15 protein-coding genes are annotated in these 13,200 nt (G+C 40.7%); 1 reads left to right on the top strand and 14 read right to left on the bottom strand.

The features are described from left to right. Positions 1-34: 34 nt before the first annotated feature. The 6 genes from EAH57_RS13760 to thrS all read right to left on the bottom strand — a co-directional run bounded on the left by EAH57_RS13760 (position 35) and on the right by thrS (position 5,145). On the bottom strand, positions 35-886 hold the full coding sequence (locus tag EAH57_RS13760) for an arylamine N-acetyltransferase family protein (RefSeq protein WP_121930553.1): 852 nt from the start codon (positions 884-886) through the stop codon (positions 35-37). Positions 887-1,007: 121 nt separating this feature from the next. Beyond that, positions 1,008-1,454 carry a hypothetical protein gene (locus EAH57_RS13755; protein ID WP_121930552.1) on the bottom strand — a complete coding sequence of 149 codons (447 nt, stop codon included), beginning with the start codon at positions 1,452-1,454 and terminating at the stop codon, positions 1,008-1,010. Next, on the bottom strand, positions 1,454-2,071 hold the full coding sequence (locus EAH57_RS13750; RefSeq protein WP_121930551.1) for a glutathione S-transferase N-terminal domain-containing protein: 618 nt from the start codon (positions 2,069-2,071) through the stop codon (positions 1,454-1,456). Before EAH57_RS13750 ends, EAH57_RS13755 begins: the two co-directional genes overlap by 1 nt. A 130-nt stretch (positions 2,072-2,201) precedes the next feature. After that, on the bottom strand, positions 2,202-2,519 hold the full coding sequence (locus EAH57_RS13745; protein ID WP_171407474.1) for a hypothetical protein: 318 nt from the start codon (positions 2,517-2,519) through the stop codon (positions 2,202-2,204). 146 nt (positions 2,520-2,665) lie between these two features. Then, a complete protein-coding gene (gene infC / locus EAH57_RS13740; RefSeq protein ID WP_081398967.1) occupies positions 2,666-3,217 on the bottom strand; it encodes a translation initiation factor IF-3 in 552 nt (183 codons plus the stop codon). Positions 3,218-3,222: 5 nt separating this feature from the next. Continuing rightward, the gene (thrS, locus tag EAH57_RS13735) at positions 3,223-5,145 is read right to left on the bottom strand and encodes a threonine--tRNA ligase (RefSeq protein ID WP_121930550.1); all 1,923 of its coding nucleotides are present in this window, start codon (positions 5,143-5,145) and stop codon (positions 3,223-3,225) included. Positions 5,146-5,411: 266 nt separating this feature from the next. On the opposite strand from thrS, the gene EAH57_RS13730 reads away from it, so the two are divergent. Then, positions 5,412-7,055, top strand: coding sequence for an acyl-CoA synthetase (locus EAH57_RS13730; RefSeq protein WP_121930549.1), 1,644 nt, complete (start codon positions 5,412-5,414; stop codon positions 7,053-7,055). A 43-nt stretch (positions 7,056-7,098) separates the two neighbouring features. Here the strand turns inward: EAH57_RS13730 and yjgA are convergent, their stop codons facing one another. The 8 genes from yjgA to EAH57_RS13690 all read right to left on the bottom strand — a co-directional run bounded on the left by yjgA (position 7,099) and on the right by EAH57_RS13690 (position 12,993). Beyond that, positions 7,099-7,638 (bottom strand): ribosome biogenesis factor YjgA, encoded by a 540-nt coding sequence (gene yjgA, locus EAH57_RS13725; protein WP_004672508.1) that lies wholly within the window; start codon positions 7,636-7,638, stop codon positions 7,099-7,101. Positions 7,639-7,640: 2 nt separating this feature from the next. Then, positions 7,641-7,910, bottom strand: a complete 270-nt coding sequence (locus EAH57_RS13720) for an HPr family phosphocarrier protein (protein WP_121930548.1) — start codon at positions 7,908-7,910, stop codon at positions 7,641-7,643. Further along, positions 7,907-8,758: an RNase adapter RapZ gene (gene rapZ / locus EAH57_RS13715; RefSeq protein WP_121930547.1), complete on the bottom strand. Its 852-nt coding sequence runs from the start codon at positions 8,756-8,758 to the stop codon at positions 7,907-7,909. Before rapZ ends, EAH57_RS13720 begins: the two co-directional genes overlap by 4 nt. A gap of 29 nt (positions 8,759-8,787) precedes the next feature. Next, positions 8,788-9,633 carry a pantoate--beta-alanine ligase gene (gene panC, locus EAH57_RS13710; protein ID WP_121930546.1) on the bottom strand — a complete coding sequence of 282 codons (846 nt, stop codon included), beginning with the start codon at positions 9,631-9,633 and terminating at the stop codon, positions 8,788-8,790. Between the two features lie 3 nt (positions 9,634-9,636). Continuing rightward, positions 9,637-10,446, bottom strand: a complete 810-nt coding sequence (gene panB / locus EAH57_RS13705) for a 3-methyl-2-oxobutanoate hydroxymethyltransferase (protein WP_121930545.1) — start codon at positions 10,444-10,446, stop codon at positions 9,637-9,639. Positions 10,447-10,485: 39 nt separating this feature from the next. Then, on the bottom strand, positions 10,486-10,974 hold the full coding sequence (folK, locus tag EAH57_RS13700) for a 2-amino-4-hydroxy-6-hydroxymethyldihydropteridine diphosphokinase (RefSeq protein ID WP_121930544.1): 489 nt from the start codon (positions 10,972-10,974) through the stop codon (positions 10,486-10,488). Further along, positions 10,971-12,425 carry a polynucleotide adenylyltransferase PcnB gene (gene pcnB / locus EAH57_RS13695; RefSeq protein ID WP_121930543.1) on the bottom strand — a complete coding sequence of 485 codons (1,455 nt, stop codon included), beginning with the start codon at positions 12,423-12,425 and terminating at the stop codon, positions 10,971-10,973. Before pcnB ends, folK begins: the two co-directional genes overlap by 4 nt. Before the next feature lie 139 nt (positions 12,426-12,564). Beyond that, entirely contained in the window at positions 12,565-12,993 is a 429-nt protein-coding gene (locus tag EAH57_RS13690) for a ComEA family DNA-binding protein (RefSeq protein WP_121930542.1), read from the bottom strand. Positions 12,994-13,200: the final 207 nt, after the last annotated feature.

The raw sequence follows: 13,200 nt of genomic DNA, 5'->3' as shown, positions 1-13,200 counted from the left end.
CATACAGGCATTACCCAAACAACATAACTTGTAATTATTGATTTAAAGCTAATTTTTCCCACAGTTGTTGCAATTGCTCTTGTTCAAGATTAATTCGCAAAACAGTTTTCATGGTTTCCTCAAAATCACTAAAAGTAGATAAAATCTTTTTATCCGACCTTTCTTTGCCATGTATCCTTAATACACGGTCTTTTAAAGTCACTCTACTCTCTGAATTGACCGTAAATAGCATCAAATGCTGTGTAAATAATGATTCAGGTGATGTGGATATATACCAATTTGCAATCATAGCATCGGCTGGGGCAATCTTTTGCTCAGGATTAATGGCATATACATTGACCCATTCATCATGCAGAAAGACTTGCAACATATATTTCATATCCGTCAGCAGCGAAGCATCAATTCCACACGCTGCAATATCAACGAATCTGAAAGGCTCTAATGGCGTTGGTTGCATTTTCCCGATCGCCTCAAAAGACAAAATGGTTGTCGGTGTCATACCACCAAACCCTGGATCATATAAAAATAATTGTTGATCAAGTCGAACCAATGTTACCAAGTGCGTGCGTACTGGCGCTACGGTGTGGGTACTTTGATAATACACTCGACCTAACACGTTAAATGCGTCATATCCCAATTCAGTTAACGCAATTCTGGTTAACGTACTGTGTTCTAAACAATACCCTTCCCGATTTTCGATTAATAACTTCTGAACAAGTCGATCAGGTTCTAATGAAACCTCTTCTCCCAAAAAAGAAGCAATATTACCAAAAGGAATGTGCTGCACATGCAAGCTTAATAATGTCTTTAGATTATCCTGCGTCGGTGTGAAGTCCCCATCAAAACCAAGCTTATTTAAATAACGTGTTGAAATTATTTGCTTCATGACTGACTATGCTTTTTTATGATTAAACTATCCTATAATGATCAAGCCAATTTTAGTTTAAAAATTACACAACTATAAAATAGTTATTCACACCCTGATTAGATCACGGTTTTTGAAATGTCTAATTCTTCATCCGAGCTAACTTGGATCGAATAACATAAGTAAGGATTGAGAAAAGAAATGGGAAAATAAAAGCCATCCAGAAGGTGAGATCTGAGGTTACAATTTCTTGGTACAAGGTGAGTTGAGTATCCCCATCTGAAACTGCCGCCCAGTCAATGGATACCGTATGATAAAGATAAGTGCTTAACAATAACGACAGGCTTTGAATACCAACAAAAAGCCATGTGCTATAATATGAGTTTCTAGTTTCTACTTGCAGCCAAGCAAATAACGCAGAAAATAAAAGCCCTAAAACACCAATCAAAGCAAAAACCAAGATCGCTAAATGGGCCTCTGAATATAGCTTTTGCAGCTGAGCGCAAAAGATTACTGTGATGAAGAGCAATCCCATTGCAATTGCCCAATGCTTTAAATAGTTCTGCCGCCCCGTATTTTTCAGAACCATTAAACTTTAATCGACAAGGCTTTTTGGATCGCAGGACGAGCAGTTAAGCGCTCAATATAATCTTTCACATAAGGATAATCGTCGAGTTGAATACCTTGCCATTCATAGCGTAATGCCCAAGGTAAAATCGCCATATCCGCAATTGAATATTCTCCCGCAACAAATTTCTGTCCAATCAGTTGTTTATTCAACACCCCATAGAGACGTTTAGTTTCATTAATATAACGATCAATCGCATAGGGAATACGTTCAGCAGCAAACTTATTAAAATGATGATTCTGACCAAGCATTGGCCCGAATCCACCCATTTGCCACATCAACCATTGCTCAACTTCAACACGTTCTTGCTCATCACTTGGATAGAATAATCCCGTCTTTCGCCCCAAATATTGTAGTATCGCACCAGACTCAAACACAGAAATAGATTCACCACGTGGTCCATTCTGATCAACTATCGCAGGAATTTTATTATTCGGAGAGATTCTTAAAAAGTCAGGCTGAAACTGATCATTCTCTAAAATATTGATAGGGAAAATTTGATATGCAAGTCCCATTTCTTCTAAAGCAATTGTTATTTTATGCCCATTGGGTGTACCCCAATAATATAAGTCAATCATTTATATTATCCTATTCATCGTTATCATGACTGTTTATCGCGTTATAACATATTTAATCGGCGCTTCGTATTATTCCAATACGAAACAAAACAATAAAATACACCTTTTCAATGAGCTGATGAAAGGAAAACTACTGGCTTGCCAAGTATGCTTTGGCTTTTTCACCGACAAATCGTCGTCCTGCATTTTCACCATTGATCCATTCTTCCACTGTAAATAAGTCGAACAATCCAACTTTAACTAAAGTTGGAATAGCAAATACTAACTCCTGCTCGACCTCACCACGCGCACCCGCATTATATAAACCAATGTTATGCAACATAGTTGCCACAGTCCCTGTTTGAACCTGACTGCCATCTTTTAATCTGACTTGAGGTAGAACCTCTCCATCCTGAACCACTTTTTGATTTATTTCAGATAATTCATGTGTACCATTTATTGTAGACATTCGTATGTGCCCCTCTAGAAATAGTTTAATATTCAAGTAAATTTATCATGAATTAGCTTAAATATTTAATGAGTATCGTTATTGAATAAATATTTTTTGCAAAAAAAAAAGCACCGCTTATTGCGGTGCTTTTTTATCAAGAAAAATTACTTTTTCTTTTTCGGGCCCAGTAACATGCCCATTTGACGGCCTTCCATTTTTGGTGCTTGTTCAATAACACCAAAATCAGCCACATCAGCTTCAATTTTTTGCAACTGAACTAAACCAAGCTGTTGATGCGCCATCTCACGACCACGGAAACGCAAGGTAATTTTCACTTTATTTCCCTCTTCAAGGAAACGTAAAATTGCACGCAATTTTATCTGATAATCACCCACATCCGTTGCAGGACGTAACTTGATTTCTTTCACTTGTACTTGATGCTGTTTCTTCTTCGCATCTTTTTGCTTTTGCTTTAGGTCAAACAAGTGCTTGTTGTAATCCATGATTTTACAAACAGGTGGTTCTGCATTAGCAACAATCTCAACAAGGTCAAGATGCGCTTCTTCAGCAGCACGCAACGCTTCAGTTAATGAAACGACCCCTTTTTGTTCACCATCAGCTGCGACAAGACGTACTTCTTTTGCACGAATCTCATCGTTAATGGCAGGACGGTTACTTTTAGCACCTTGTTGTTGGTTACGGTCAGGCTGTTTAATCTTTATTACTCCACAATGTACCGGCCACGTTCGGCGACGGCAGATTTCACTAAGTCAACAAATGCATCGATTGACATAGTACCTAAATTTTTTCCTGAGCGAGTACGCACATTTACGGTACCTTCTTCAACTTCTCGATCACCAAGAACCAAAAGATAAGGAATACGCTCTAGGGTACGCTCACGAATCTTAAATCCGATTTTTTCATTTCTCAAGTCAGAAATAGTACGAAGACCATTTTCTTTGAGTTTTGCAACCACTTGTTCGCATGCTTCAGCTTGTGAATCGGTAATATTCATTACACAAGCTTGAATAGGAGCAAGCCAAGGTGGCATGAAACCAGCGTAGTGTTCAATTAGTATACCAATAAAACGCTCAAAACTGCCAAGAATTGCACGATGTAACATGACTGGTTGATCACGATCGTTATCTTCTGTGACATAAGAGGCATCTAAACGAATCGGCAAGTTGAAATCACACTGGATTGTACCGCATTGCCATACACGACCTAAGCAATCTTTCAATGAAAATTCAATTTTCGGACCATAAAATGCCCCTTCACCAGGTTGCAAGTCCCAAGCCAAGCCAGCATCATCCAGTGCATCTGCCAAAGATTTCTCAGCGATGTCCCAAAGTGCATCATCACCCACACGCTTTTCTGGACGTGTTGACAATTTCATTTGTACTTCTTCAAAGCCAAAATCTTTATAAACATCTAAAGTCAGTTTAATAAAGTCAGCGACTTCCTTACCAATTTGCTCTTTGGTACAGAAAATATGGGCGTCGTCTTGCGTAAATCCACGAACACGCATAATACCGTGTAAAGAACCTGATGGTTCATTACGATGACAAGAACCAAACTCAGCCAAACGAATTGGTAAATCACGGTAAGATTTTAAGCCTTGGTTAAAGACCTGTACGTGACATGGGCAGTTCATTGGCTTTACTGCATAGTTACGACTTTCTGAGTGCGTCGTAAACATGTTTTCTGCATAGTTTGCCGCATGTCCAGATTTTTCCCACAAGGTAAAATCAACAATTTGTGGTGTCTTGATCTCTTGGTAACCATTGTCTTGCTGAACTTTACGCATGTACTGTTCAAGCACTTGGTAAATGGTCCAGCCGTTCGGATGCCAGAACACCATACCCGGTGCTTCTTCTTGCATGTGGAACAAGTCTAAAGCTTTACCAATTTTACGATGGTCACGCTTTTCAGCTTCTTCAATACGTTTAATATATGCAGCTAACTGTTTCTTATCAGCCCAAGCTGTACCATAGATACGTTGTAGCTGTTCATTTTTCGCATCACCACGCCAGTAAGCACCAGAGATTTTAGTGAGCTTGAATGATTTTAAAAATTTAGTGTTTGGTACGTGCGGACCGCGGCACATATCCAAATAATCTTGATGATAGTACAAGCCCATTTGTGTTTCATTTGGCATGTCTGAGATCAAACGTAATTTGTATTCTTCGCCACGTGCGGTGAACTCAGCAATCACTTCATCACGTGGCGTCATTTTCTTAATAACGTCGTAATCTTGATCAATGAGCTGTTTCATGCGCGCTTCAATCGCAGCCATATCATCTAATGTAAAGGGACGTGGCATCCAGATATCGTAGTAAAAGCCTTCTTCAATAACAGGGCCAATTACCATTTTCGCTTCTGGGAACAATTGCTTAACCGCATGTCCAACGAGGTGTGCGCATGAATGACGAATGATTTCTAAACCATCTTCATCTTTAGGCGTAATAATTTGAACTGTTGCATCTTCTGTGATGAGATCAGAAGCATCCACCAAACGATCATTGATACGTCCCGCAACGGTATTTTTTGCAAGACCAGGCCCAATACTTTGAGCTAGTTCCATCACGGATATCGGCTGATCAAATTGTTTCTGATCACCATTTGGTAAAGTAATGATTGGCATAATAAAATCCTTAAGGAGTGATGCCCTCTACGAAGGAGCATATCACCGCGAGATTATGTATTGAGGTAAACCCCAAAAGATAAAAAACGGCGGATAAAAAGTATCGAAGATTTTACACAGGTTTAGGCTAGGATGAAACCTTTGTGTCATAAAAACCCAAGTTCATTCAAGGTTTTCTCTCAGACTAAAGCCTAAATGATTTAGATTGAACTAAACACTATGTTGATCTAGTTAAAGATGACAATAACATTCACGGAGCAATACACATGGTTAGTGCATATGATGAGTTACCACAAACACCCGCAAACTTCGTAGCCTTATCACCATTACGCTATTTAGAACGTGCCGCTTATATTTATCCAGATCAAGCTGCGATTATTCATGGTGAACGTCATATTACATGGAAACAAACCTATCAACGCTGCCGTCAATTCTCCCATCAACTCCAAAAATTAGGCATTCAGAAAAATGATACCGTCTCGGTGTTATTGCCCAATATCCCTGCCATGATTGAAGCACATTTTGCTGTACCGATGGCTGGTGCGGTTTTAAATACCTTAAATACTCGCCTTGATGCAAAAACCATTGCCTTTATGCTTGAACATGCTGAGGCAAAAGTCCTATTGGTTGATCCTGAATTTCGCCCAATCGCTGAAGAAGCACTCACACTTATCGCACAAGAAATTATTGTGATTGATGTGTTTGATGCCGAATTCGATGGTGAGCAAATTGCCATTGGACAATACGAATATGAATCTTGGATCGCTCAAGGTGATCCTGAGTTTGAATGGCATTTACCTCAAGATGAATGGGATGCGATCAGTCTAAATTACACCTCAGGCACAACAGGTAATCCAAAAGGTGTGGTCTATCACCATCGAGGAGCCTACCTCAATGCTGCAAGCAATATTTTAGCTTGTGGGATGAAACCACGCGCGGTGTATCTATGGACACTCCCGCTATTTCATTGCAATGGTTGGTGTTTTGCATGGTCGATTGCAGCCAGTGGTGGTACTAATATTTGCTTACGCCGTGTAGATCCAACGTTGGTCTTTAAATATATTGCAAAGCACAAAGTTGATTATTTCTGTGGTGCGCCCATTGTTTTATCCATGTTGATCAATGCACCTCAAGAACAAAAAATAGCATTTGAACACCATGTTGAAGTTATGGTCGCTGGTGCCGCCCCTCCCGTTGCTATCATTGAAGGAATGCATCATATAGGCATCAATGTCAATCATGTGTATGGTTTAACCGAGACCTATGGCCCTTCAGCACTTTGCGCTACGCAAGCAGGCTGGAGTGATTTATCTATTCAGGAACAAGCTCAGCTTCATTCCCGTCAAGGTGTGCCATATCCGTTGCAAGATAGTATGCGTGTACTTGATCCAGAGACCATGCAACCTGTACCGAATGACGGTCAAACCATGGGAGAAATTATGTTCCGTGGCAATATCGTCATGAAAGGTTATTTGAAAAACCCTCAAGCAACGGAAGAGGCGTTTAAAGGAGGCTGGTTCCATACTGGTGATTTAGCCGTCTGTCATCCTGATGGCTATGCCAAAATTACCGACCGCTCTAAAGATATTATTATTTCAGGTGGCGAAAATATTTCATCTTTAGAAGTTGAGGATGTGCTCTATCGTCACCCCGCAGTATTAACGGCAGCTGTGGTGGCAAAGCCAGATCCTCGCTGGCAAGAAGTACCATGTGCATTTATTGAATTAAAACAAGGCGCATCTACGTCAACAGAAGAGATCATTGCCCACTGTCACAAAGAGCTAGCTCGCTTTAAAGTTCCTAAAGATATCGTGATTACTGAAATTCCAAAAACATCGACAGGTAAATTACAGAAATTTATTTTACGCGAGTGGGCTAAACAACGTGCGTCAGGTGAGTTTGGAAATTAATCCCAAAAAAAAAGAAGTTTCAAATGAAACTTCTTTTTAGTCTTTAGCCTTGTTCAGATAACAACGCCACTTGCTGTACATAGTTCACTAATTTAAGCTTAGAGGCTGCTAGCTCTTCTTCACTCACTTCTCGTTTAACATCACGATGAATACGCAATACATGCTGCCGTAAAGTATGGCGTTCAGAGGCATTATAGACTTTACTAAATTCATTAATGATTGGATCACCCTGATCAATCATACGATCGACCCAACGTAACAACTGTGCTTGTTTCTTCGCACCTTGCTGTGGGGTTAGATAAGATAAAATCGTTGTTTCATTTTCATTGCGCAATAATTTACCAATTCTTAGAAACTGACGACGTTTTGCTTCATATGAACTAATCGTTTGTACATCAAGCAGTGCATCAATTAAACGCTCATCGACAGGCAATTTTTGAATCTGTTTTGGATTCAATTGAGCCAGTTGTTCACCCAAAGCGGCCATGCGCTGTACTGCTTTTTTTTGCTCAGTTCTACTTGCACGCCCTTCTAATGACTCGAAATCTTCATCGGTATAACGCTGCTGGGTACGACGTGACACTATTACTCTGCCTCATAAAATTTTGCTGCGAACAGCGATTGAATTTCTTCCAGTGCCTTTTCTTCATCAGCACCTTCAATGACTAATTTTAATGTGGTGCCCTTACCAGCGCCCAACATCAACAACGACATAATATTTTTTGCATCAACCAACTTATCGCCCTTACCAATTTGGATAGAAGAACGAAACTTCGTCGTCACTTCAATAAGTTTACCAGATGCGCGCGCGTGTAAGCCGAGTTTATTAATTACATCAATCGTTGTGTCTATCATGACCAGTGCTTCATTTCTCTATGTAAGATTTGGACAGCCCATTTTGCCTCAAGGGCTTGTTTGAGTCTATCCACAATATAAACTGAACGATGTTGCCCGCCAGTACATCCCACTGAAATGGTCATATAGTGGCGATGTCCCTCTGCAAAGGCAGGCAACCATTTATCTAAGAAAGCATAAATATCTTCAAACATTTCATTAGTTTGCTGACTACTCTCTAAAAAACGACGTACCGGCTCATCCAAGCCAGAAAAACGACGTAACTCTAAATCCCAATGCGGATTAGGTAGATGACGTACATCAAATACATAATCCGCATCCAGAGGAATACCGTGCTTATAACCAAAGGACTGTAAAATAACAATCAAATTGTTCGATTGCCCAAGTTTAGACAACAAAATATGCTTTAAATCATGGACACTTTTATCCGAGGTATCAATATGCACTGTAGAGCGGAATTGTATCGGAATTAAAAGTTGTTTTTCTTCCTGTATACATTGCAACAGGCTATTAAAACGATTCGCCAAAGGATGCGGTCTTCGTGACGCACTAAAACGTGCAATCAAATTTTGATCTTGCGTGGTTAAATAAATAATATCCACTGACCCATGTTTTTGTAATTGGTCGAAAACTTGATCGAACTCTTGCATATCTGCACGAGTACTTCGAACATCGACACCTAAAGCAAGTTGTTCCAGATTATTTTCACGATCCAGTTTTGCCACTATTTCAGGCAACAATGCCAAAGGTAAGTTATCTATACAATAATATCCCAGATCTTCGAGCACTTGTAATGCAGAGGATTTCCCTGAGCCAGATTGTCCTGTGACGATAAGAATACGCTTCATGGCATTTTGCCCTTTTTATTTTTCAAGTTCTAAGTTTTAAAATGTATTTGTAAATTATCAATCAAACGTGTTGCACCTAGTTTTGCAGCAATAAATAAAACCAAATCTTGGTCAAATCGTTCTATAGGTTGCAAGTTGGTTTGCCGAGCTTCCACATAATCCACAATGAACCCAGCGTGTGTCAATTGAGCGGAGACATTTGCTAACACTTCGGAAAGTGCTTGTCCCTCATGCAATTGTTGCTCAGCTTGTTTTAACGATTGATAAATTGTAGGTGCAACAGCTCGTTGTTGTTCAGACAAATATCCATTGCGTGAGCTTAATGCCAAACCATCTTCAGCACGCACAATCGGCACACCAATGACTTCAAGTGGCATGTTCAAGTCTTGGACCAACTGACGAATCACAGCCAACTGCTGATAGTCTTTTTCACCAAAAAAGGCATAGTCAGGTTGCACAATATTGAACAACTTAGTGACCACCACAGCGACCCCATCAAAATGGCCTGGGCGTGACTGACCGCATAAATCTTCGGTGATTTGATTCACACGAATATTGGTCAAACGAGGATGCTTGCCATACATTTGCTCAACAGAAGGTGCAAAAATAATATCGCAACCCACATCAGCCAATAGCCGACTATCTTGCTCTAAAGTACGGGGATAACTATCAAAATCTTCGCCCACACCAAACTGAATTGGATTGACAAAAATACTGACCACCACTACATCACAGATCTTTTTTGCAGCACGCACCAAAGTCAAATGACCTTCGTGCAAATTTCCCATCGTCGGCACGAAACCAATCATTTTTTTTGTACTGCGTGCAGGTGCAAGCGACGCAGTTAAGCCTTGTATCGTTGTTTCTGTTTTCATGAATCAAAGCTCAACTTGGAAAGTATGTTCTTTTGCAGGGAAAGACTGATCTTGAACTGCAGCATGATACGCTTTAAATGCATCTAAAATAGCAGTTTCACCGGCCTGCTCTTTCATAAAATTACGAACAAAACGTGCAACACGCCCAAAAGTTAAGCCCAACATGTCTTGTGCAACGAGCACTTGTCCATCCGTTTCATTACCTGCACCAATCCCAATCACAGGTGTATTTGGGAATAACTCAGCGATTTCTTTACCGAGTTGCGCAGGAACACATTCGAGCAATAAAACAGCCGCACCAGCATCCACAACCGCTTGGCAGTCAGCAATCAATTGATCTGCCGCTTCGCGCGTTCTCGCTTGAAGCTTATAACCACCAAATACATGTACGGATTGTGGTGTTAAGCCCAAATGTACACAAACAGGAACGCCGTTACGGGTCAAGACTTGAACCAACTCACTCAGCCAAGCCCCGCCTTCAATCTTGATCATTTGTGCGCCAACTTGCATGACTGCTCTAGCATTTTTCAAACCATCTTCAAGTGTTGCATAGCTCATGAAGGGTAAGTCCGTCATAATGAGGGCATGAGCATTACCACGGCGCACAGCGGCTGTATGATAAGCCATATCTTCAACCGTGACAGGAAGTGTTGAATCTCTTCCCTGAATCGCCATTCCGAGAGAATCACCGATTAAAATCGTATCAATTTCAGCCAATTCCATTGCTTTCGCCATACTTGCATCGTAGCAAGTTAGGCAAGAAAACTTGCGTCCTTCGGCTTTAAACTTTCTTAAGTCACTTAGACTAATCATGATGATGTCCTCTACAGGCATTTCCAGAACAAAATAATCTTAAGCGTTTGCCCAAGACTGATTTACGATTACAATCAAGTTTGCTTGCTGTACCAGTTCTAAATCTTTTAACGGATGACCATTTAACTGTAAATCGGCATCTAAATCTAATAAAGGAATAACCACAAAATCACGCTCAAGAATCCCCGCGTGAGGTACAGTCAAACGTTCATTATGTATTTGCTCTTGACCATAGATCAGTAAGTCTAGATCAAGGGTGCGCTCGCCCCAACGACGTAAACGTACACGCCCTGCTTCTTGCTCAAAGTGTTGTAATTGATCCAATAAAGCCAGAGGTGCAAGCGTGGTATCCAGTTGAACAACCGCGTTTAAGAAATTGGGTTGATCTTGAGGCCCCATCGGTGGACTTTGATAGAGCTTGGAAACCTTTACAGAACCTAAAGTCGAGAGTTTCGCAACAGCTTCTTTTAAAATCTGTTGCGAATCACCTAAATTACTTCCAAGACCAATAAAAGTGCGAATTGTCATTGCGTTGGTCCAAATACCACTTGGCTCAAATCACGTTGAACACGCTTACGCTTGAGAATCGGATGATCTGCATGAATCTTATGCGGGTCCATCGTTGCTTTTTCAGCGAATCGATTCGCCGACTCAGGTGCTCTCACACGTTCTTTCTTCGCACGACGATTTCTTGGTTCTGGCTCATTCACTAAAGATTCTATTTCAGTAACTTTAATATCATCCGCATCAGCAACCTTGCGACGAGTTCTTGTGCGCTGACGATTGTACTGACGAATCGCCGCTTCTTTTTGATCAGCTGACATTTCTTGGTAGTTTTCCCACCAAACACCCATACCTTCAGTTTGGGTATCGCCAGATTTCTCACGAAGTAACAAGAAATCAAATCCAGCACGGAAGCGTGCATGCCCAGCCAAAGCTTCTATTTGCTGTGGTTTAGGATTCAACAAACGCGTTTGCATTTCCCAAACTTCACGGATAAAAGTTTCAGCAAAGCGTGGAATAATCGTTCGCGTTGCTTGACGCTTCAACACATCCAGACCAGCTTGAGCACGCGCTTCAGCAGGAACAATCCCTTTATTTAAATAAAAGTCACAACGCTCTAAAAACGGTTTCCATAGTAATACTGCATAAAAGAATGCAGGATTGATGGTTTTCCCAATTTGAATCCGTTGATCAGTATTTCGAGCCGCACGCTCTATAAATGCGGTGATATTCGGTGGAATTTCAGCAAATAACTGCTTCCATACCCCAAAATCAATCAACATCGGTAACACTCGTGTTAAGTGTCCCATGGTAAAGAGCTTTTGCGATTCATCATATAAACGATGTGGCGAAACATCACGCAATAGCTGCGTCATGTCTGGATTAAATACATCGAGAATCGATTGATCAATTTGAAAATTCAGTTTCGCCGCAAAGCGTAAAGCTCGCAACATACGCACTGGATCTTCTTCAAAACGTTGTGCAGGTTCACCGAGAAAACGTAAGGTACGTGACTTTACATCTTCAACAGCATTGCAAAAATCCAGCACAATGCCTTGACGAGGTTGATAATACAAAGTGTTGATTGAGAAATCTCGACGTGCGAAATCCTGCTCAATCGTTCCCCAATTATTATCACGAAGAATCATACCAGATGCACTGGTGACTGCTTTTTTAGGGGGGGCACGGAAAGTCGCAACCTCAATGAGTTCGCGACCAGAATAAACATGTGCTAATTCGAAACGTCGCCCAATAATACGGCAACGTCGACCAAAAACTTCTTTCACTTGAGCGGGTGTTGCATCAGTAACTGCATCAAAATCCTTCGGATTAAGACCTAACATCAAGTCACGAACACCACCGCCCACAATATATGCCTCATAACCTGCTTTAGTCAGGCTATCAATCACATCTAATATGGAGGAAGGAAGTTGAGTTGTGGATAACCCACATTTTGACGCACGCAAAGTTTGCAAAAGACACTGTCTCCTACGTCAGGACGTAAATAACAATTTGTCGCTAATCATAGCTCTAACACACACAAAGGGCAATTTATTCTGTTGAAGATTCAATAGATCGATGCGTTTAATGTGTGATTTCATAACAAAACCTCTTTTAAAGCACCAGTCTTGCTTTATTCCTTTCAAGTAACTTTGGTCCTATTCCTTTTACATTCATCAGTTCATCCACCATTTTAAAGCCACCATTCTTTTGACGATACTCAACAATAGCTTGCGCCTTTTTCTCCCCGACACCTGCTAAAGTTTGCAACTGCTGTAAGTTCGCATGATTTAAACTAATTTTATCACCACGAATATTTACAGAAGATGAAACTGGCTTGGTTGTTTGCTGCTGTGTAGGTCGTGATAGATAATAGTTATTATTAGGCTGACTCGCCAATTGTTGATCACGTGTTTGCTGCTGCGCTTTCCATTTTTCATAGGATTGATCAAACTGCTGTGCATGAATACTCGGTACCAAACCCAAGCATAAAACGATGCACAAAAAAATATTATGTTTGCTGCTGAGTTGCGGCAAATTCATTGGATGTCCCCTGAAGTTTTAATGAGGGTCTATTGATATTTGAGCCATGCATTGCGTTATAGGCTAAAACCACTCAAACAAGGCATGAAACGCAGGCAATGGAACCCCCTTGTCAAGTTTCATAACGATGTTTGGGGCAGTTTTAGCCATAACCCTTCGGGACGTAAACATTTTTTGCCGCTACTGTGTTATGCCTTGCTTATTTAG

The sequence above is a fragment of the Acinetobacter sp. 2JN-4 genome, from assembly GCF_003687745.1.
Classification (GTDB): Bacteria; Pseudomonadota; Gammaproteobacteria; order Pseudomonadales; family Moraxellaceae; genus Acinetobacter; species Acinetobacter halotolerans.
This window is presented reverse-complemented; position numbering and strand designations above follow the sequence as displayed.

Excerpts from the sequence above, each read along its gene's own strand:
- thrS (WP_121930550.1), bottom strand. The coding sequence starts at position 5,145 with ATGCCAATCATTACTTTACCAAATGGTGATCAGAAACAATTTGATCAG.
- EAH57_RS13750 (WP_121930551.1), bottom strand. The coding sequence starts at position 2,071 with ATGATTGACTTATATTATTGGGGTACACCCAATGGGCATAAAATAACA.
- EAH57_RS13760 (WP_121930553.1), bottom strand. The coding sequence starts at position 886 with ATGAAGCAAATAATTTCAACACGTTATTTAAATAAGCTTGGTTTTGAT.
- panB (WP_121930545.1), bottom strand. The coding sequence starts at position 10,446 with ATGATTAGTCTAAGTGACTTAAGAAAGTTTAAAGCCGAAGGACGCAAG.
- EAH57_RS13755 (WP_121930552.1), bottom strand. The coding sequence starts at position 1,454 with ATGGTTCTGAAAAATACGGGGCGGCAGAACTATTTAAAGCATTGGGCA.
- panC (WP_121930546.1), bottom strand. The coding sequence starts at position 9,633 with ATGAAAACAGAAACAACGATACAAGGCTTAACTGCGTCGCTTGCACCT.
- rapZ (WP_121930547.1), bottom strand. The coding sequence starts at position 8,758 with ATGAAGCGTATTCTTATCGTCACAGGACAATCTGGCTCAGGGAAATCC.
- EAH57_RS13690 (WP_121930542.1), bottom strand. The coding sequence starts at position 12,993 with ATGAATTTGCCGCAACTCAGCAGCAAACATAATATTTTTTTGTGCATC.
- folK (WP_121930544.1), bottom strand. The coding sequence starts at position 10,974 with ATGACAATTCGCACTTTTATTGGTCTTGGAAGTAATTTAGGTGATTCG.
- EAH57_RS13720 (WP_121930548.1), bottom strand. The coding sequence starts at position 7,910 with ATGATAGACACAACGATTGATGTAATTAATAAACTCGGCTTACACGCG.
- EAH57_RS13730 (WP_121930549.1), top strand. The coding sequence starts at position 5,412 with ATGGTTAGTGCATATGATGAGTTACCACAAACACCCGCAAACTTCGTA.
- EAH57_RS13745 (WP_171407474.1), bottom strand. The coding sequence starts at position 2,519 with ATGTCTACAATAAATGGTACACATGAATTATCTGAAATAAATCAAAAA.